At 29.8% G+C, this 20,707-nt stretch carries 14 protein-coding genes; 8 read left to right on the top strand and 6 right to left on the bottom strand.

Going from position 1 to position 20,707, the window contains the following annotated elements; translation table 11 throughout:
- Positions 1–218 precede the first annotated feature (218 nt).
- From OCU47_RS11775 to OCU47_RS11750, 6 genes are all read left to right on the top strand, one after another.
- Positions 219–3,290 carry a starch-binding protein gene (locus OCU47_RS11775; protein WP_261828792.1) on the top strand — a complete coding sequence of 1,024 codons (3,072 nt, stop codon included), beginning with the start codon at positions 219–221 and terminating at the stop codon, positions 3,288–3,290.
- Between the two features lie 277 nt (positions 3,291–3,567).
- Positions 3,568–4,275 carry a response regulator transcription factor gene (locus OCU47_RS11770; protein ID WP_261828791.1) on the top strand — a complete coding sequence of 236 codons (708 nt, stop codon included), beginning with the start codon at positions 3,568–3,570 and terminating at the stop codon, positions 4,273–4,275.
- A 1-nt stretch (position 4,276) separates the two neighbouring features.
- Positions 4,277–5,326: a sensor histidine kinase gene (locus OCU47_RS11765; protein ID WP_261830626.1), complete on the top strand. Its 1,050-nt coding sequence runs from the start codon at positions 4,277–4,279 to the stop codon at positions 5,324–5,326.
- A 129-nt stretch (positions 5,327–5,455) separates the two neighbouring features.
- Positions 5,456–6,229 (top strand): ABC transporter ATP-binding protein, encoded by a 774-nt coding sequence (locus tag OCU47_RS11760; RefSeq protein WP_261828790.1) that lies wholly within the window; start codon positions 5,456–5,458, stop codon positions 6,227–6,229.
- A 15-nt stretch (positions 6,230–6,244) separates the two neighbouring features.
- A complete protein-coding gene (locus OCU47_RS11755) occupies positions 6,245–8,212 on the top strand; it encodes an FtsX-like permease family protein (RefSeq protein ID WP_261828789.1) in 1,968 nt (655 codons plus the stop codon).
- Positions 8,213–8,438: 226 nt separating this feature from the next.
- Positions 8,439–10,184 carry a sensor histidine kinase gene (locus tag OCU47_RS11750; RefSeq protein ID WP_261828788.1) on the top strand — a complete coding sequence of 582 codons (1,746 nt, stop codon included), beginning with the start codon at positions 8,439–8,441 and terminating at the stop codon, positions 10,182–10,184.
- Positions 10,185–10,332: 148 nt separating this feature from the next.
- Here OCU47_RS11750 and OCU47_RS11745 read toward each other — a convergent pair whose 3' ends face one another.
- The 4 genes from OCU47_RS11745 to OCU47_RS11730 all read right to left on the bottom strand — a co-directional run bounded on the left by OCU47_RS11745 (position 10,333) and on the right by OCU47_RS11730 (position 14,989).
- On the bottom strand, positions 10,333–12,327 hold the full coding sequence (locus OCU47_RS11745) for a methyl-accepting chemotaxis protein (protein WP_261828787.1): 1,995 nt from the start codon (positions 12,325–12,327) through the stop codon (positions 10,333–10,335).
- A gap of 24 nt (positions 12,328–12,351) precedes the next feature.
- Positions 12,352–12,813, bottom strand: coding sequence for a MarR family winged helix-turn-helix transcriptional regulator (locus OCU47_RS11740; RefSeq protein ID WP_261828786.1), 462 nt, complete (start codon positions 12,811–12,813; stop codon positions 12,352–12,354).
- A gap of 164 nt (positions 12,814–12,977) precedes the next feature.
- Complete coding sequence (gene cax / locus OCU47_RS11735; protein WP_261828785.1) at positions 12,978–14,027, bottom strand: calcium/proton exchanger; 1,050 nt, start codon at positions 14,025–14,027, stop codon at positions 12,978–12,980.
- A 119-nt stretch (positions 14,028–14,146) separates the two neighbouring features.
- Positions 14,147–14,989, bottom strand: coding sequence for a MerR family transcriptional regulator (locus tag OCU47_RS11730; protein WP_261828784.1), 843 nt, complete (start codon positions 14,987–14,989; stop codon positions 14,147–14,149).
- 145 nt (positions 14,990–15,134) lie between these two features.
- Between OCU47_RS11730 and OCU47_RS11725 the strand changes: the two genes are divergently transcribed.
- Both OCU47_RS11725 and OCU47_RS11720 read left to right on the top strand, forming a co-directional pair.
- Entirely contained in the window at positions 15,135–16,862 is a 1,728-nt protein-coding gene (locus tag OCU47_RS11725; protein ID WP_261828783.1) for an ABC transporter ATP-binding protein, read from the top strand.
- A complete protein-coding gene (locus tag OCU47_RS11720; RefSeq protein ID WP_261828782.1) occupies positions 16,862–18,643 on the top strand; it encodes an ABC transporter ATP-binding protein in 1,782 nt (593 codons plus the stop codon). The genes OCU47_RS11725 and OCU47_RS11720 overlap by 1 nt, the downstream gene beginning before the upstream one ends.
- 121 nt (positions 18,644–18,764) lie before the next feature.
- On the opposite strand, the gene OCU47_RS11715 is transcribed toward OCU47_RS11720, so the two are convergent.
- Positions 18,765–20,000: a VanW family protein gene (locus OCU47_RS11715; protein ID WP_261828781.1), complete on the bottom strand. Its 1,236-nt coding sequence runs from the start codon at positions 19,998–20,000 to the stop codon at positions 18,765–18,767.
- A 79-nt stretch (positions 20,001–20,079) separates the two neighbouring features.
- Complete coding sequence (locus OCU47_RS11710) at positions 20,080–20,700, bottom strand: hypothetical protein (RefSeq protein ID WP_261828780.1); 621 nt, start codon at positions 20,698–20,700, stop codon at positions 20,080–20,082.
- Positions 20,701–20,707 lie beyond the last annotated feature (7 nt).

Raw genomic sequence — 20,707 nt, 5'->3', positions numbered from 1 at the left:
TGGGGTTAGGATGTCGAATAAATACTTATGATAATTATTGATAATGTAAATAGGCGAGAGTAATATAAAGGTGATATTAAATATTGAGTTAAGGTGTAGTAAAAAATATTTTGTATCCGTATAAATCTTTTTATAAATATGAGATAGAAGAGGGAGGGATATACTGTTTGTATACGTTTTCGGAAAGGATTTAGATGGAACTAAGTGGGGGGAAAAGTATGAAGTTAAAAAAAGTTCGTAGGCTTGTGGCCTCAGTTGTGGTTTTTACCACATTATTCAGTACCACAATAGCTGAAGCAGCAACTCAAAAGATTACAAAATCACTCAATACTAAAATTACAACTACAGCTACAACTCAAACTCAAAATGTGTTAAAGGTTAAAGTTAATGATAATGGATCAGTAACCTATGCTGAACCAAGTACACAGATGACAAATGAAAAGAAAAAGTTTTCTTGGGATAACGCTACAGTGTATTTTGCGCTTACAGATAGATTCAATAACGGAGATACAAGTAATGACCATTCATATGGCCGTGGATTAGATAAGAATGGAAATGTTCAAGCTGGTTATGCAGGTGGGCCAGGGGCTTTTCAAGGCGGAGATTTAAAAGGTTTAACTGCAAAGCTTAAAGAAGGCTATTTTACTAAGTTAGGTGTTAATGCTATTTGGATTACAGCACCATATGAACAGATTCATGGGTTTACTTCTGGAAACGATTCCGGTGGTCAAGCACAAAGCAATGGTAAGGGTTTTCCTTATTATGGATACCATGGATATTGGGCATTGGATTATAGTAATGTAGATGCTAACATGGGAACAGCACAAGATTTAAAAGAATTTGTTGATACAGCTCATTCACAAGGGGTTCGTGTAGTAATGGACATTGTTTTAAATCATGTAGGCTATGCTACAATGAAAGACGTCAGTGAATATGGCTGTGGAGGTCTAGCTGCAGGTTGGGAAAATTATTATTATGGACCAATAGCAAATCTTGTAGGAGGAGCTGTGGAGGCAACAACATACTATAATACATCAGATCCAAAGTGGGCAACTAAATGGTGGGGACCTGATTTTGTAAGATCTTCCGCAGGATATGCAGGATATCCAAAAGCATCGGAAGGAGCAGGCTGGACAGATTGTCTTGCAGGTTTGCCAGATATTAAAACTGAAAGTACTACGGAAGTTGGATTGCCACCATTATTAGAAACAAAGTGGAAAAGAGAAGGTAGATACGATAAGGAAATGGCAAGTCTAGACGCTTTCTTTAAGAATAGAAACTTAAAAAGGACACCAAGAAATTATGTAATAAAGTGGTTGACAGATTATATTAGAGAGTATGGAATTGATGGATTTAGATGTGATACTGCTAATGAAGTAGACTTTGACTCTTGGGCAGCATTAAATAGAGAAGCAAAGGTAGCTTTTGAAGAATACAAAGCTAAAAATCCAGATAAGGTTCTTGACAAAGATGCTCAATTTTGGACAGTAGGAGAATCTTGGGGACATGGAGTCAATAAGAGTGCCTTCTATACTTCAGGTGGATTTGATGCAATGCTTAACTTTGGTTTTAAAGGTATAAATCTATCTAATATGCAATCTGTATATAGGGATTTAAGTAAAGTAAATAATGATGATAGCTTTAATGTATTAAGCTATATATCTTCACATGATGATGGCTTATACAATAGAGATAACTTAATTAATGGAGGAACAGCCTTATTGCTAGCACCGGGAGCAGTTCAAATATTCTATGGAGATGAAACAGCAAGATCTCTTGGCTGGACAGATAGATTTACAAGTGATTATAAGGATCAAACTTATAGAACATTTATGAATTGGAGTGACCTTAATGATCCAAATAGTAAGGCTTCAGTAACTCTTTCTCATTGGCAAAAGGTTGGACAATTTAGAAACAACCATTTAGCTGTAGGAGCTGGTAAGAATATAGATTTAGCTGCAAGTCCATACACATTTGGAAGAATATATAACAAAAATGGAGTATCAGATAGAGTTGTATGTGCGGTTGGAGCATCAGGAGTTACTGATGTAAATGTATCAGGAGTATTCAACGATGGTGCTAAAGTAAGAGATGCATATACAGGAGCTATGGCTACAGTTACAAATGGAAAAGCAACCTTTACTGCAGACAAAAATGGGGTTATATTAATTGAAAAAGGTGATAATTCACCAGACGTTTCAATTGAACCAAATTCAACTAAATATTATACTGATACATTAAATCTAACTCTTTATGCAAGCAGTGGTGCTACAGGAACTTATAGCATTGATGGTGGTGCAGAAAAGTCATTTGTTAATGGTGATTCAATAACTATAGGACAAAATGTGTCTTATGGAACTGGAACAATTGTTACAATAAAAGCATCCAATTCAGATGGAACAGCAACTCAAACCTGCACTTATACAAAGATGAATCCTAATTTCGTATCTTATGTATATTTCAGAAAACCTCAAAATTATGGTACTCCAAAGGTATATATTTATAATGATGATGGAGGACAAGTTACGGAAGTAGCAAAATGGCCAGGTGTTGAAATGACATTAGCACATGATGATATATATACCTATACTTTACCAAAAGGATTTAGAAATGCTAAGGTTATATTTACTGATGGAAGGACTCAAATGCCAGGACAAGGACAACCAGGATTAAGTTTACCTGATGGTGATACAATGATATATGATAACGGAGTGTGGAAGCCATACGTTGATTTTATTCTTCCACAAGTATCTATTTCACAAGGAAGCTGTACTTTCTATGATTCATTGACATTAAAGTTAGGATGTAAGAATGCAACAACAGCAACTTACTCAATTAACGGAGCAGATCCAGTAGTTTATAGTGATGGAGATCCACTTGTAATAGGAAAGAATATTGCTATAAATGCACAGGTAACTGTTACTTTAAGAGCAAGTGATGGAAGAAATATGGATACAGAAACTTATACCTACACAAAAATTGCTACACCACTTCCAAAGATTTCTAAGGCATATTGCAAGAGACCTCAGGGTTGGGGAACAAATATGCGTGTTTATATTTATAATGATACTGTAAGTCCTATAAAGGAAATATCAAAATGGCCAGGGGTGGCAATGAAGTCAGAAGGAAATGATTTATATAGCTACGAATTGCCAGCTGATTGGGGAGATGCTAAGGTTATATTTACTGATGGCAAGAACCAGACACCAGGAGCAGGTAAGGCAGGATTGTTATTGCCAACTGGTAGTGCTATGATATATGATAATGGTAATTGGCAGCCATATAAATAGCCTTAATTACTAAAATAATATTAACAAATTTAAATAATGAAAACCATGTGGGACAAAACCCACATGGTTTTTACTATTTAAATATAATAGGGTATTATAGTATAATAAATTTACAGTTGTGTAATTTGTGTACTTTTTCAAATTAAAGGATTAGGAGTATTCTAGCATTAGTTTGATTTTTTAAATATAAAAGTTACGTATCTTCTTGCCATAAGAGAAAGAAGATTTTTTATTCTTTAGGAAATTACAATAAAGTAAGAGTAAGGGATGTGGGAATGTGTATAGCGTTATGATTATAGAGGATGATAAAAAAATGTCAGAACTTATGAAAAAACATTTGGAGAAGTATGGATATAATATATTTTTGGTTGAAGATTTTTCAAAAGTAACAGAAGAATTTATAAAATATAATCCAGATCTTGTTTTGATGGATATAAACTTGCCTTTTTTTGATGGGTTTTATTGGTGTAGAGGTATACGAGTTCGTTCCAAGGTACCAATAGTATTTATTTCAGCTAGAGATTCAGATATGGATCAAGTTATGGCCATAGAGAATGGAGCAGATGATTTTATAATAAAACCGTTCTCTTTTGATGTACTTTTGGCTAAGGTTAAAAGTGTTTTTAGAAGAGTGTATGGTAGCTATGCAACAGGTAATTCTAATGTAGTTAAGGTTGGTCAACTAATTCTACATAATGATAAAAATATTTTAGAGTTTAGAGATAAGAGGAGTGAACTTACAAAAAATGAATTTTCACTTATGCTTTATTTAGTGAAGAATATTAATAAAATAGTATCAAGAGATTCATTGCTTGAAATTCTTTGGAATGATATTGATTTTATTGATGATAATACTCTCTCTGTTAATGTTACTAGACTTAGAAAAAAGTTAGAAGAAGTAGGTATTATCAATGCTATAGAAACCAAAAGAGGACAAGGATATGTGTTGGTGAGTAATTGGGAAGAAGGCGGTATAAGTGAATAAAATGAAATTTGAAGATTTTCTAAAGGACAAGATATCTTACGCAATAACATATTTTATAGGGATTTCTTTAGTAATGCTAATAATGGATCTATCTACTTTCATTAAGCTATCTTATTTTTCAATAGAAAATTGTGTCTATGCCTATATTGTTTCAATAGTTATTTTTATTATATTTTTGATATATGAGTATTCTAAAGTGAGAAGTTTTTATAACAGACTTGGAGAAATACTTAATTGTGAAAATATTATAGATGCAATTATAAATGTTGGAGAAGTTAGAACAGCAGAGGAAAATATTTTTAAAAATATATTAACTAGATTACATAAAATTTATGAGAAAGAACTCTATAAATATCAAGATATGCAAAAACAGTATTTAACTTTTATTAATCAATGGGTACATCAAATGAAGACCCCTGTTTCAGTGATTAATTTAATTTTACAGGAAGAAAATTTTGAAGAGGCTAAAGAAAGTTTTGAGAGTATAGGGGAAGAAAATGAAAAGATAACACAAGGTCTTAATATTATGCTTTATAATGCAAGGATAAATGAGTTTAATCATGATTTTAATGTAGAGGATATTGATTTAACTGTTCTTGCAAGAAAAGTAATAAATGATAATAAAAAATCATTTATAAAAAGTAGAATTTTTCCTAAGGTATTAGGGAATGAGACAAAGGTTTATACAGATAAGAAATGGGCGTATTTTGTTATCAATCAAATTATAATTAATGCTATAAAATATACAAATGCAAGTTTTAAGGATGCAAAAAGTATAAATATAAGCATCGAAGATAGAAAAGATAATGTATTATTAAGCATAGAAGATAACGGCATTGGCATACCTAGAGAAGATTTAGGACGTGTATTTGATGCTTTTTTCACAGGGAAAAATGGAAGAAAAACTTCAGAATCAACAGGTATGGGTTTGTATTTATCAAAACGTATCTGTGATGAGCTTGGACACAAATTGCATGTTGAATCAAAAGAAGGAGATGGGACAAACTTTTTCATAGTCTTTAATAAAGAAAAGAACATTTTTAAAATATAATCTTTCAAATTTGTAATGTTTATATTGAAAATGAAAGAGAAATCGATACTAAGATTTCTCTGCTTTTTTTATAATAACTTTAGTGACTTAAGTAAAAGTTAATAAAAAAGCAAACCGGAGGTTTTATATATGTCAGTTTTAAGAGCAGAAAATATAACAAAAATATATGGGGGAAAAAAGGGAGGAATAATGTTTAAGGCCTTAGATAAGTTCACCTTAAAAATAGAGAAAGGTGAATTTGTAGGGGTGATGGGGCCGTCTGGTAGTGGTAAAACCACATTACTTAACATAATGGCAACTATTGATAGTCCTTCATCTGGAGAGTTATTTATAAATGGAACAAATCCTACAAAGTTAAATGAAAAGGATACAGCATTATTTAGGAGAAAGGAGCTTGGTTTTATATTTCAAGATTTTAATCTTTTAGATTCATTATCAGTTAAGGAGAATATAATTTTGCCTCTTGTATTATCTAAACAAAAGGTTAAAGAAATAGAAAGCAGATTAGACGAAATGTCAACTCTTTTAAATATTAAAGATATTTTAAACAAAAAGCCTTATGAAATTTCAGGAGGACAACAACAAAGAGCAGCTTGTGCAAGAGCTTTGATACATAATCCTTCTGTAATTCTTGCAGATGAGCCTACAGGAAATCTTGATTCTAAAGCGTCACAGGATGTTATGGAAACACTTACAAATTTGAACCAGAAAAAGAATGCTACAATAATGATGGTTACTCATGATCCTTTTTCAGCTAGTTTTTGCGACAGGATAGTTATGATAAAGGATGGGAGATATTTTTTAGAGATTGTAAATGGGGGTAATAGACAAGCCTTCTTTAAAGAGATTATGGATGCTCTTTCACTTTTAGGTGGAAGAACAACAAATAATTTTTCATTATAGAAGGAGGTGCTGAAGATGACAATCAGAAATATAGCGATTAAGAACATTAAAGGAAATCTAAATAAATATGTTATGTATTATATAAGCAATGTAATAGTTGTAACCATATTTTTTATATTTGCTAATTTTATTTTCAATCCTCAGATTAGTAAGGTGAATCCAAACACAGGGAGTATGGGGCAAATGGCTTCTGAGATGATGTACTTATGTGAATTTGTTATTGTATTATTTACTTTTATATTTACTAGATACTCTATTTCTAACTTTCTAAAATCAAGAGAAAAAGAGTTTGGACTCTTGGCTATGTTTGGTTTAACAAAAGGTCAAATTAGACGATATGTTATGCTTGAAAATTTAATTATATCTATGGCTTCTATTTTTACTGGTATTGTTTTTGGAATACTGTTTTCAAAGTTATTTTTTTTAGCAGTGGCTGTGATTTTAGATTTAAATTCAGAAATTCCGTTTGGCATATCTATCAAAGCTATAGTTATAACAGTAGTATGCTTTTTTATAGTATTTCAACTAATAAGTTTTATTACAAGCTTTAAGATAAAGAATAATAATATAATAGAGCTGTTAAAGGGTGAAAGGATACCTAAAATTACACCTAAGTTCTCTAGAATAAAGGCAACAATAGGAATATTGTTAATAATTTCAGGTTATGTAGTTGGAATATTTTCAAAGGCACTTATTATTATGACTATGTTTCCAATACTTATAGTTGTTATTATTGGAACTTACCTTTTATTTTCTCAGTTCAGCGTATATTTAACTAGTAGACTTCAAAGGAATAAAAGAGTTTATTATAAAGGAATAAATTTTATAACTTTGTCTCAAATAGTATATAAATTAAAAGATAATTCAAAGATATTATTTATTACATCTATACTTAGCGGCATTACGTTGGCAGCATCAGTTGCAGTGTATTCGGTGGAAAAAATAGCTATGTCAACTTGTGAAGATAATTGCCCTCAAGATATAAGTTTTATAGAACAAGGCGTCAATTCTCATAGGGTTGTAAGCATGAATAAGGTTGAAGATATATTAAAGAAAAGCAATTTTTCAATAAAATTTAAAAACAAAGTAGAACTTTTAAAAGGAAAAAATTCTGACAAATTTAAAAATAAAAAAAATATTTATGGAATAGCGCTGAATTCAACTGACTTTAATATAATGTCTCAAAGTAGTTTTAATGCTTTAGCTAGACAATATAGTCAAAAGACCTTAAAATTAAATAATGATGAAGTAGTTATATATACTTATGATCTAAATAGTAACATTGGTTTTGAGCAACAATCATTACCTTTTGGAAGTAAAAAGGTGGTAAATGTAGAGATAGAAGGAGTAATCAACCATTGGAATTTAAAAGAAAATATTAGAGGTGGAATAATAAATGCTGATAAGAAGAATTCAAATACTTTAGTAATTAATGATAGTACTTTTTATAGCTTGTGGAATAATGCTGCTGATAATGAGAGATATATATTTTATAGTTATAATATACAACATAGTTTTAAGGCTGCAAATGCTGTAGAGCAAATAAACAATCTAGTAGGGAAAGAGCAAAAAGACTTCTATTTTGAAAGAGTAACGAGTATGGCAACATTAATGCAAATGCTATCAGTAATACTATTTATAGGAACTTTTGTTTCTGCAATTTTCTTTATAGCTACAGGTAGTATATTGTACTTTAAAATGTTTAATGAAATCCAAAAAGACAAGCAGGAGTTTATAGGATTGAAAAAGATTGGAGTAACAACAGAAGAAATAAAGAAAATAGTAAGCATTCAGATTTTTATAATGTTCTTTTTACCATTAACAGTAGCTTTATTGCATGCAGTGTTTGCAGTAAAATCATTAGGTATTTTATATGCAAAATATTTCATATTCATTGCTGCAATATATTTGATATTTCAAACAATATATTATGTATTTGCAAAATGGATGTATGTAAGACAAATCAATAGATGGAAAATGTGATTATGGGTTAAAAATAGGAGTTAATCAAAATAAAATTTGGTTAACTCCTATTTTGTTTAATCCTATAAGTGTTTAGTAGTAATATTATAGTTTATAAATTAATATATATAATATTATGCCAAAAAATATAAATTTATGGTATAATATAGTACAATATGTAAAATAGAATTAAAGGTATTAGTTATGGGGGTTGAGAAAATAGTGCAGTGTTATACTTGGAGGATATATGGAAAATAACAGATTTTTAGATTTAATTAACGTTAATTGGCTAAAAAAAATGGGGGAAAGTATATATAATGCAATAGGGATTCCTATTGGGGTTATTGGAGCCAATGGAGATATAATTGTTGAGGCTGGATGGCAGGATATATGTACAAAGTATCATAGAGTAAATCCTATTAGTTGTGAGCGGTGCTATATAAGTGATAAATATATAAGTGAACATCTAAAGCATAAAAAATATGTGGAGTATAAATGCCTAAATAATTTATGGGAGGCAGCTATCCCAATTATTATTGAAAATGAACATATAGCAACAGTATTTTTTGGACAGTTTTTTTATGAGGATGAAAAAGTAGACATAGATGTTTTTCGTAAGCAAGCATTAGAATTTGGAATAAATGAAGAAGAATATTTAGATGCATTGAATAAGGTACCTAGGTTTTCTAAGAAAAAGGTGGAGCATATAATTGAATATTATCAAGTTCTTGTAAGGACTTTAGTTCAAAGTGCACGTAGAGAGCTAGAACAAAAGAAATCTCAAAAAGAAACTGAAGAAAGTAAAATGTATTTAGATACTATCTTTAATTCTGTTAATGATGGAATATTCATTAATGATATATATGGTAATATCATTGATGTAAACGAGACTGCTGCAGCAATGTTTAAATATTCTCGTGCAGAGATGATAGGAAAAAATGCAAATGACATTCTTTCACGCCAATCTCATAATGGTAAATTTGATATAGCTCAATTAATTAATGAAGTGAAAAAAATTAATCCACTAATTGTAGAGTTAGTTGGAAAAAGAAGTGATACTACTGAATTTAATATAGAGCTTAACCTTAGAGTAACAAAGATAGGTGAAGATGAAAGAGCTATTGTGGCTGTACGTAATGTTACTGAAAGAAAGCAACTTGAATTAGCTTTGGAGCATGAAAGACTTGAACTTGAAAAATTAAGAACAGAGTTTTTTGCAAATATTTCTCATGAGTTAAGGACTCCTTTAAATATTATTTTAGGATCAATTCAAATTGGAGAATTAATGCTTGAGGATGAGGAAAGTATAAAGCATAAGGAGAAAGTGGTTAAAAATTTAAATATACAAAAGCAGAATTGTTTTAGATTACTTAGATTAATAAATAATTTGATAGACTCCACTAAATTAGATGCGGGATATCTAGATTTAAATATGGTGAATTGTGACATTATTAATGTGGTTGAAGATATAACTATGTCTGTAGCGGAATATATAAGTAATAATAATATAAAACTAATTTTTGATACAGATATTGAAGAAAAAATAATAGCATGTGATTTAGATAAAATTGAAAGAATACTATTAAATATATTGTCTAATTGTATAAAATTCACACCTGATGGTGGCAGCATATCTGTAAATATGTATGATGGTGAAGAGTATGTAACTATTGTAATTCAAGATACGGGTATTGGAATATCAGATGAGAAGATAGGAATAATATTTGATAGATTCAGGCAAGCAGATAGATCTTTTACAAGAAACCATGAAGGTAGCGGTATTGGATTATCTATTGTGAAATCATTGGTTGAAATGCAAGGTGGCACCATTTCTGCTGAAAGTAAATTGGGATTTGGAACTAAGTTTATCATAAAATTTCCTGTAAGGGTGCTAGATAATCAAGAAAATAAGGAAAATACTGGAATAGTTAAAAATACTATTAATAGTCATGTAGAAAGAATAAAAATTGAGTTCTCAGATATATATAAGTAATCTTTTAGATTTTATTAATCTATAGACTAGCTTATAAATGCTGAAAGTTATAAATATTTATTTAGAACTAATAAAATGAAATTATATAGAAAGAATAAGAAAGCGCTAACGGCTTTCTTATTTTCTTTTATAATGCACAATACTCACGTTAAATTTTAAATTTATTTTGTTGCTCTATCATATTTTGAATTGTATCATCTAGAGTAATAGCTGTGGAAGCTACTTTACCAGATAAATTATTCATCTCATCTGTCGATGCAGTTATTTCTTGGGAGGAGGCTGATATTTCTTCAGCTATGGCAGAAGCGTTTTCAATTTTATTTAATATAATATCTTTCTCCTTTTCAACTTCTACAGCAGATGAATTTATAGATTGCACTTTAGGGAGCATAACTCTAATTGAGTTAAGAATTTTTTCAAAGGAATTTATTGTTTCATCAATAATGTTACCTTGTTCTTCTAGTTCAATTTTCATAGTATTGGTATTTTGGGTAATACTAGAAGTTCCTATTGAGAGATCTGAAATTAATTTGGTAATATGCTGTGATGAAACCTTAGTTTGTTCTGCTAGAGCTCTAACTTCATTTGCAACAACAGCAAAGCCTTTACCAGCTTCACCTGCATTTGCAGCTTCTATTGAAGCATTTAATGCTAATAAATTAGTTTGATCTGCAATTGAATTAATTATTGTAACTATATTATTTACTTCTTTTATATTATTGTTGAAGTCAAGAATCTGACCAGATAAACTCATAAAAGAATTAGTTATTCCATTTACTGCTTCCATCAGCAATTTCATATTAGCATTACTATCATTTGCAAGTCCATTCATAGATAATATGTTTTCGTCTATATCTTTTATATTGTATACTATATTTTCTAATTTATTGCTAAAGTCTGCTAATATTGAGGTGATTTCAATTAGGTCATCAGCTTGAGAGCTTACTCCACTAGCAACTTCCTGGATTGATACAGATACATTATTAGAGGAAGAGGCCATCTGTTGAGAGATATTAGATAAATTATTGGCATCATTTCCTATAACAATTGAACTATTTTTGGATACTTTAAGCATATTCTTAATAGAACTTTGCATTGTACTCATGGAATTAGCCATATCACCAATTTCATCCTTGTAGTTTAATTGTTTTTCACTGATTTCACTTGTAAAATCTCCTGTAGATAATACATTTAATGTTTTTGATGAATATTTAATTCTAGTAGATAATTTATGTGCAATTATATAAATAATTATAATCCCAACAAGCAAGAATGCTAATGATGATATAGTAATAGAAATCTTTAATGAATTAAGCTCTGATAAAAGCTCTGATTTATCTAAAATAACAACTATGGACCATTTTTCATTTTTTACAGGAGCAAAACCACCATAAGCTTCCTTGCCATTGAAAGTATAAGAATTTAAGCCAGTTTCACCTGCTATCATTCTTTTTTGCATATCTGCAATGGCCTTAAGCTTTGGATTTTTTTCTGCTTCTTTTATTGAATTATATCTATTTAGTGGCATACTTGAATCCATATAAGCAATACTGTAACTTTCACTATTAATCATATATGCACTTCCTGTTTTACCAAAGGCTATTTTTTTAATCATATCGCTTAATTCCATACCATCTCTTATAGTAACTAAAACCCCAATTACTGAAGAGCCATTCTTTATAGGAACAGAGTACGCCATGGACATAGCAGTTTTTTGTTCGTTAACTACAGGATCATCTACAAAGTTTTCACCAGAAATAGATTTTTTGAAATAGGTAGTATCTTTTATATTAGCTTGTTGTCCATCGGTATAAGTAATATTACCATTGATATCTGAGTAACCCATTCGTATGCTACCATTTCTTTTAGCTTCACCTTGTAGTAAATTCATGATTTGGGATGGTGTACTTTTTGAATTTGATATGACTTGAGCAATTATTTCCATAGAATTTAAATGTCTATCTAAATTAGATTGCACAGTATTAGATGCTTGAGTAGCTATTTGAGGAAGTGTCTTTTTTATATTAGATACTAAAGCATTAGATGCATTAATATAAGATACAATTCCTAGGCCAGAACTTACAAGCAATAGTAGCATGCTTATTAATACTATTAATTTGGATTTTATAGTTTTTGAGATCATTAAAATCAACTCCATTGTAATTTGTTATTTTTTACTATTTAGTTCACGCATTTTTATAAGTAAATTTTGTATTTTATAGAAGGATTCATACATATCGTGTATTTCATCTGTGGTAAGAACTTTAAATCTCTCTAAGAATATTTTCTCTGATTTGGAGATAACAGTTGCAATTAAATCTAAAGCTTTATTTGATAAAGATAGATAAATAATTCTTCTATCTTTTTTATCTTGAGTTTTAATTATGTAACCAAGAGAGTATAACGTATTTATGCTTCTACTTATATTGGGTACAGAAATATTTAATTTTTTGCTTAAATTTGATGAAGTAGTTGTTCCTTCTAAATGTATATAATTTATTATTTTTGAAAGTAAAGGGCTTATTTCAGAGTTACTAAGGTCAGGTATAAGGTCCATAAATTCAACATTGAAAAGAGTATAAAAGTTAACCATATTTAATATCAATTTTCTAGAATCTTCTTTATTCATAATAAATCTCCTCTGATAATCATTATTGGAATAAAATAATTATAACAAGATAGTTATCAAATGACAACTATCTTTTGATAACTATTTAGGGCGAAATTATAATTATTAATGAAAAAAGACATCTAATCACTAAAATTAGATGTCTTAATAAAATTATGAGTTTTTTATAGTATAAAGAAACAAGCTGCAATTATCGAATATACTGCAAGAAGTTGAACTCCTTCAAGCCAGTTAGATTCTCCATCACTGGATACTCGGTTGACTATTAACACTGCAACTATTAATGCAATTAATTCAAATTGGTTAAATTCAATACTCATAGGAGTAAAGAATAAACTTAAGAATATTAATACAGGAGTTACGAATAAGATGATTTGTAAGCTTGAACCTATTGCTATCTCAATGGCAACATCCATCTTGTTCTTCATAGCCATAACAATTCCTGTACTATGTTCAGCTGCATTTCCTATTATAGGAATTAAAATTATTCCAACAAAGAATTCACTAAGTCCTAAAGTTTTAGTAAGTGGTTCAATACCACTTACCAAGAATTCACTTTCTATTGCTATTAATATTGTAGCAACGACTAAAACTAAGATAGCCTTTTTAAGTGACCATTTAGCAGTAGCTGTGTTTTCTTCTTCAGAAGCAGTAGCATAAATTTCCTTGTGAGTAAAGAAAGAAAATACTAAGCTTAGGATGTATATAGTGATCATAATTATAGCTACAAATATGCTTAACCCTTCATATCTTGTGTTTAAAAGTTTAGGATCAACTGTATGAGTAAACAATGCGGGTATACATAATCCTACAACTGCGAATAATAGCATACTTGAAGATACTTCAACAACTTTTTTATTAAAATACTGAGTCTTATGTTTTAAACCTCCAGCAAGCATGCTTGCACCTAATACTAATAATACATTTCCTATTACTGAACCAGCAACGGATGATTTAACAACCTCGAAAAGTCCTTCTTTAAGAGCAAAAAATGATATTATAAGTTCTGTGGCATTTCCAAATGTTCCATTTAAAAATCCACCTATTTTAGGACCAGAATAAAATGAAATCTCTTCTGTTCCTTCTCCCATAAGACCAGCTAACGGTATTATTGATAATGCTGCTAGCACAAACATTAATGATGGAGAAGCATTCATAAATTTAGCTATTAGGCTTATAGGTATAAATATAAGCATATACTTTAAAAATTTCATGTAAAATATCTACCTCCCATTTTAGTTAAGGCGCCTGAAAATAAATAACAAATACAAATAGATTAGCGTATAAACCTATATACTTCAGATGCCTAAATATAGAAATTATATAATTTAGATTATACAGTAACATGCTCATGAATTTCAACGGAAATCTGAGTTACATAGTTATCATACCCATTCTTAGTTGTCTCATCCAATATACATTCTTCATAGGCAAAGTTGCCCATAGTTAAGCTGGCTTCATCCAAATATTTTAATATTTTTTGATAGGTTGTATCTATAGTAGTATAACTTCCTTTATGGTAAGCAATTGCATAAAGACCTTTAGGCTTAGTATATACAGTTTTACCCTTAATGTTTTTATTAGAGGTTAATTTAGTATATATATGAGAGTAGTTTTCATTCACTCCCTTGAGAATATTTTCTTTGCTTATCATTGCACAGATAGAATGACCAGTATCTAAATGGTGAGTATTGCAGTAGTCCATATGTTCAGCCACAGCTTTTAAATAATCTTTGTAACTTAGATTATTAATAGAACGACTCAACACAAGTTTCTCTTCTTTTAGCAATTCTAAAGTTATTTTATTTAAATCTATTGAACAAGCTTTTTTGGTAATAGCAATTTTTGTTTTCATATATTTTTGTATTGCAGTTAGATGTTCAATTTCTTTACTTACTTCATTTATTTTATGTTCAAATAGATCGATTAATGATTCAGGTGTTCTGTTATCCATATATTCCTTAATTTCTTTTAATGGCATTTTAAGTTCTTTAAGTGCAAGAATAACATTAAATACTTCAAATTGTTGAACTGAATAATATCTGTATCCATTCTCAGTTTTTATTTCCGGTGAAAAAAGTCCAATATCATCATAGTGGAAGAGAGTTTGCTTTTTTATATTACATAACTTAGCAAATTCTCCTGTATTAAAATATTTGTTTATATTTTCACTCATATTAATTTACAACTCCTATTGACTATACGGTTACCGTATACCTTATGCTTATATAATAACAGGAGAAAAGTAAGCTTACAACCTATTTAGAGTCTAGATATATATTAAGTCTAGTGAGAAAAATCACATAAGGAGTTAGAAGAACATGAAATTAATTTTAAAGTATTTGAAGAAATATAAATTGCTTATTGCTTTAGATGTAATATCAGTTTTGGGCTTTGCATTAGTGGAACTTGGAATTCCAACAATAATGGCAAAGGTAATTGATAATGGGATAGTACACAATAATATACCCTATGTAAAGAAAATGGGCATTATAATTGTGATTATATCAATCGTAGGTGTTATGGGAACAATTTTACTTGGATATTGTTCTTCAAAAATATCTACCAGTGTAACTAGAGATATAAGAAATGATATTTTTAGAAAGTCTCAAGAATTTTCTCATAGCGAGTATGATAAGTTTGGAGTATCTTCTATGATAACAAGAACTACTAATGATGCGTTTCAGTTGTTACAGTTTATAAATACCTTGCTTAGAATGGCAGTTATTACGCCAGTTATGTTTATAGTGAGTTTGGTTATGATTATTAGAACAAGCTTGAATTTAACTTTGGTGCTTGCAATAACAATACCTTTCATTATTGTAGGGGTAGTGGTTATTGCTAAGATATCTCATCCTATTTCAGAAACTCAGCAAAAAAGATTAGATAAATTGAACAGAATATCAAGAGAAAATTTAACTGGTATAAGAGTAATAAGAGCTTTTGGAAATGATGAACATGAAAGAATAAGATTTCAAGAAACAAATGAAAAATATGCAACCATATCTAAAAAACTTTATAAACTTATGGCCATATCTCAACCTATGTTTATATTATTATTGAACATATCAATTTTGGCTATATTTTGGATATCAAGCAGCATGATAAATGTAGGAAGTCTTAAAGTTGGACAATTAACTGCTTTTGTTGATTATCTATTCCATGCTATGTTTTCTATTATGTTATTTTCTATGGTTTTTATAATGTATCCAAAGGCAGAAGTATCAGCTAATAGAATTCAAGAAATATTAGATGAAGAACCGTTAATAAAAAATCCTGCTAACGGAGTAAAGGAAACAGAAATTAAAGGAAGTATAGAATTTAAAGATGTTACTTTTACATATCCAGATGGAGAAGAACCAGTAATTAAGAATATTTCATTCAGCGGTAAAAAAGGAGAAACTATAGCCTTTATTGGCAGTACAGGTAGTGGTAAATCAACACTAATTAACTTAATACCAAGATTTTATGATGTTACAGAAGGCAGTATTATAATTGATGGTGTAGATGTAAGAGATTATGATATTAAGTCATTGCGTAAGAAGATAGGATTTATCCCTCAAAAAACATTATTATTTACAGGAAGCATAGGAAGTAACATCAGGTTTGGAAAGAAAAACGCCAGTGATAGAGAAATTGAACATTCAGCAAAAGTTTCTCAAGCATATGATTTTATTTCACGTAAACCGAAGAGATTCAATGAAGTAATAGCTGAAGGTGGTACTAATGTATCTGGTGGGCAAAAGCAGAGATTGTCAATTGCAAGAGCAGTGGTTAGAAAACCTGAAGTTTTCATTTTTGATGATAGTTTTTCTGCTCTAGATTTCAAGACAGATGCACAATTAAGGGCAAAATTGAAAGATGAAACTAAGGAATCAGTGGTGCTAATTGTAGCACAAAGAATAGGATCTATTATGGAAGCTGATAAAATTATTGTTTTAAATGAAGGAGAGGTAGTGGGTATAGGCACTCATAGAGAATTGTTAAAATCTTGTAGTATATACCACGAAATAGCCTTATCACAACTTACAGAGGAGGAATTAGCATAATGAAAAAAATAAGAAAAATTATAAAGCAGATTACTCCCTTTGTAAAGCCTTATAGGGTAGGATTTTTTGGAGCTATTTTACTAATAATAGCAGCAGCAGTATTTAATGCTGTATCTCCTAAAATAGAAGGGTTAATAACCACACAACTTAAAAATGATTCGATTAATATAATAAAAGGAGTGGTAGGAGCTTCTGTTAATTTTAATTACATTATAAGAATTCTTATTATTTTAGCAGTTATCTATTTAATGAGTGCAGGAACGAGTTACTTAGCAAGTTACCTATTGACTAATGCTATTCAAAACTCTATGAGAGATTTGAGGGATGCAGTTCAAAATAAGATTAGAAAATTACCTGTAAATTATTTTGATACAAATAGTTATGGTGATGTATTAAGTAGAATTACTAATGATGTGGACACTATTTCCAATGCATTTCAGCAAAGTTTTAGTCAAGTAATTAACGGAATATTGGTATTGTCCTTAGCCATGACTATGATGTTTACAATTAATGTGAAGATGGCTCTTATTGCTATTTTTATAATTCCATTAACCTATTTAGTATCAAAGTTTATTGTGTCAAAATCACAAAAGCTGTTTTATGGACAGCAGAAAGCTTTAGGACAACTTAATGGTAAAGTTCAAGAAGCTTATACAGGCTTTAATGAGATAAAATTATATGGTAAGCAGCAGGATGCAATAGAGGAGTTCCAAGCTATAAATGCTGAACTTTGTAATACAGGTTTTAAGGCGCAATTTATCTCCAGTATAATGTCACCATTGATATCACTTATAACATACTTAGGAATAGCTATTATAATAATGATTGGTGCAGTTCAAGTTATAGGTGGAATAATTACTGTAGGAAACCTACAGGCATTTATTAGATACATCTGGCAAATAAATCAGCCCCTTTCCCAGGTGACTCAATTATCTTCTTCTATACAGTCAGCGTTTGCAGCAATTGAACGTGTGCTTGAAATTTTAAATGAAGAGGAACAAATTGCAGATAAAAAAGAATCAATAAAATTAGAAAACCCTAAAGGGAATGTGACTTTTCAACATGTTAACTTTGGATATGCTAAAGATAAACCTCTAATCCAAGATTTAAGCGTAGATATTAAAAGTGGTCAAATGGTTGCAATTGTAGGGCCTACTGGCGCAGGAAAAACCACGTTAATAAATCTATTAATGAGGTTTTATGAGATTCAAGGTGGGGTAATAAAAATTGATGGTGTAGACATAAGAGATATGAAGAGAGAAGATTTACGTTCAATTTTTGGTATGGTATTGCAAGATACTTGGCTGTTTAATGGAACAATAAATGATAATATTGAGTATGGAAGATTTGGAGCTTCGAAAGAGGATATTATTCAAGCTGCAAAGATAGCAAATGTACATCATTTCATAAAAACTCTTCCAGATGGATATAATATGTTTCTAAATGAGGAAGCTTCAAATATATCTCAAGGGGAGAAGCAGCTTTTAACTATAGCTAGAGCAATAATAAAAGATCCAGCAATTCTTATATTAGATGAGGCTACAAGTTCAGTTGATACAAGATTAGAACTCATGCTGCAGAATGCTATGAAGAATGTAATGAAGGGAAGAACAAGCTTTGTAATTGCTCATAGACTTTCAACAATTCGTAGTGCGGATTTAATCTTAGTAATAAATGATGGAAATATAATTGAGCAAGGAAATCATGAACAGTTAATGAAACAACAGGGTTTCTATGAGCAACTATATAATAGTCAATTTGCTAATAAGAAAATTATATAGTAATATGTGAAAAATTTAAGAGCAGTTCAGTGAGATATGTTCCTCATAGTAAGCAGTTTTATTCTTTGAATTGCCTACTACAAAGGGAGCATATCACATTGTTTAACTGCTCTTTTTAGCACTATTTATAGGTATCAACAGAAAGAACTTCTGTCTTAGTAACCTTACCACTGATGAGTGTTTTCTTATAGGTTTTTGTTTTGTTAGGACCGAGTTTTTCAACGGATATTTCTATTTTCTTGTTTGGAGTATCATTAACTCCCCAAATATTAGCAACTACTGTAGTGCCTTGATTTACATAACATTGAATAACTACAGGAGTATTTTTATTATTTCTAAACTTAAAATCTATATTGCCACTTGCGATGGTAGCATCTCTTCCTTCTTCAATGTAAGTTACTGCCATGCAATGTGGCGCTCTTTCAACAATTTTTAAGTCTGCATATAATACTGCATTATACAAGGTACTTACTCCTTGACAGATTCCACCAGCCACAGTATCTACAACTTGATTATTTGAAAATCCTGCAGCAGAAGTATAGCCATCAGCTATTTCCCTACTTCCAGCAGTTTTGTCGCAGGAAAAGGTTTCGTTTGGCATTAATACATGTCCACTTAACTTGCTTAAGAACAGACGTATATTATTTGTTCTTCCAGCATCTATATGATTGATAGTTGTAGAATAAGAGCCTATAATGGTCATTTTATTTACTATATCAGGAGATATATTTACAGGCACTTCTTTAGTTGGAATGGTACAAGATAAATTCCCAAGATTATTTTTATCTAAATTTAGTTTGTTTATATTTTCCGTAAAGCCACTTTCGTCTAAAGTTACTCCTGATTTTCCACCAGAAATAGATAATTTATTATTTAAAAAAGTGACATTAGGGTTTGTAATAGGTTTAGATACTTTCTTACTAATAGTAGCTTTAAAAGCATCGAATACATCTTTATCTAAGATAGGTTTTGCTTCTAGTACTTTAGAAGAGAATAATGAGCTTATTTGTTCAATACCATTTGTAAGTATATTACCATCATGTCCAACATTTAAGGCTTTGTCTACTAGTTCATCTACATTGTATTTAAATCCTATTTTATCTAGGGAAAAGTTTTCTTTATAATCACCAACTTCAAATTTAATAGAAGTTTCTTTTAACTTTTTTGAAAAGTAGGTATTTAAGTTATTCTTTAAGTCTTCTTTTGATTGTTTTGAAACATTCAGATCTCCAACATAAACTTTGTTAGAAACGGTAGTAACTTTAGTGCTTTTAAAATTTAAACAAAAGGTTACTGTGAAAACTAAGGTAATTAGTATTACAGTAGAAAGTATGATTACTATTTTTTTCTTTTTCAAATTAATCACCTCCAATACATTATACAATATTTTACAAATAGTAAAAATATGTTAATAATTTATTGGAGGTAGTTACAAATTAATATTGACTTATATCTTCTATGGCATCTTCTATTTCGCCTTTAGACAGACCATTATCTGTCAAGAAATCATCATCTTCATTTAATAGTTGTTTGTATACTTCTAAGATATAATCCTTGTATTCTGTATTTTCATCCAAAATCTCAAAAGCTAGTTCATCAACCATAGTTAAGTTATTATCTTTTCTATATACTTTTAATAAATCTGATTTTAATCTTATATCAACTTCATACTCTGTAAGTATATCGGAAGCCTTTAAAAGAAAATCTGAGTAGTTTTCAATTTTTGTATCTTTATCATCTAAGTAGATTGATTTCAGTAAGGCAAATCCTTTGGTAAGTTTGTGGAAACCTTCGTCACCGTTATTTCCATCTAGCCATTCTTTAATAAACAATATACCCAATATGGATAATCTTGAATAATCCTTGGTAAGAGGTTGAACATATAGAGTTTCTAATTGTTCCATAGGTGATTTTAATAGAAATTGTGAATCAAAGTTTAAATATTCTTTATAAAGTTCTTCAATATTGTTTATGTAATTTTCATCAAAGTGATCTAATTTATCTAAAGAGGTAAAAAATAGATCTGATAACCCATCGTTAAAATCATTTTTAATCATATTATTC

Origin of the sequence: Clostridium sp. TW13 (genome assembly GCF_024345225.1) — a bacterium.
GTDB lineage: Bacteria > Bacillota > Clostridia > Clostridiales > Clostridiaceae > Inconstantimicrobium > Inconstantimicrobium mannanitabidum.
This window is presented reverse-complemented; position numbering and strand designations above follow the sequence as displayed.

What these genes read in the sequence shown, in the direction of transcription:
- OCU47_RS11775 (WP_261828792.1), top strand. Translation starts at nt 219, where the DNA reads ATGAAGTTAAAAAAAGTTCGTAGGCTTGTGGCCTCAGTTGTGGTTTTT.
- OCU47_RS11765 (WP_261830626.1), top strand. Translation starts at nt 4,277, where the DNA reads ATGAAATTTGAAGATTTTCTAAAGGACAAGATATCTTACGCAATAACA.
- OCU47_RS11760 (WP_261828790.1), top strand. Translation starts at nt 5,456, where the DNA reads ATGTCAGTTTTAAGAGCAGAAAATATAACAAAAATATATGGGGGAAAA.
- OCU47_RS11755 (WP_261828789.1), top strand. Translation starts at nt 6,245, where the DNA reads ATGACAATCAGAAATATAGCGATTAAGAACATTAAAGGAAATCTAAAT.
- OCU47_RS11750 (WP_261828788.1), top strand. Translation starts at nt 8,439, where the DNA reads ATGGAAAATAACAGATTTTTAGATTTAATTAACGTTAATTGGCTAAAA.
- OCU47_RS11745 (WP_261828787.1), bottom strand. Translation starts at nt 12,327, where the DNA reads ATGATCTCAAAAACTATAAAATCCAAATTAATAGTATTAATAAGCATG.
- OCU47_RS11740 (WP_261828786.1), bottom strand. Translation starts at nt 12,813, where the DNA reads ATGAATAAAGAAGATTCTAGAAAATTGATATTAAATATGGTTAACTTT.
- cax (WP_261828785.1), bottom strand. Translation starts at nt 14,027, where the DNA reads ATGAAATTTTTAAAGTATATGCTTATATTTATACCTATAAGCCTAATA.
- OCU47_RS11730 (WP_261828784.1), bottom strand. Translation starts at nt 14,989, where the DNA reads ATGAGTGAAAATATAAACAAATATTTTAATACAGGAGAATTTGCTAAG.
- OCU47_RS11725 (WP_261828783.1), top strand. Translation starts at nt 15,135, where the DNA reads ATGAAATTAATTTTAAAGTATTTGAAGAAATATAAATTGCTTATTGCT.
- OCU47_RS11720 (WP_261828782.1), top strand. Translation starts at nt 16,862, where the DNA reads ATGAAAAAAATAAGAAAAATTATAAAGCAGATTACTCCCTTTGTAAAG.
- OCU47_RS11710 (WP_261828780.1), bottom strand. Translation starts at nt 20,700, where the DNA reads ATGATTAAAAATGATTTTAACGATGGGTTATCAGATCTATTTTTTACC.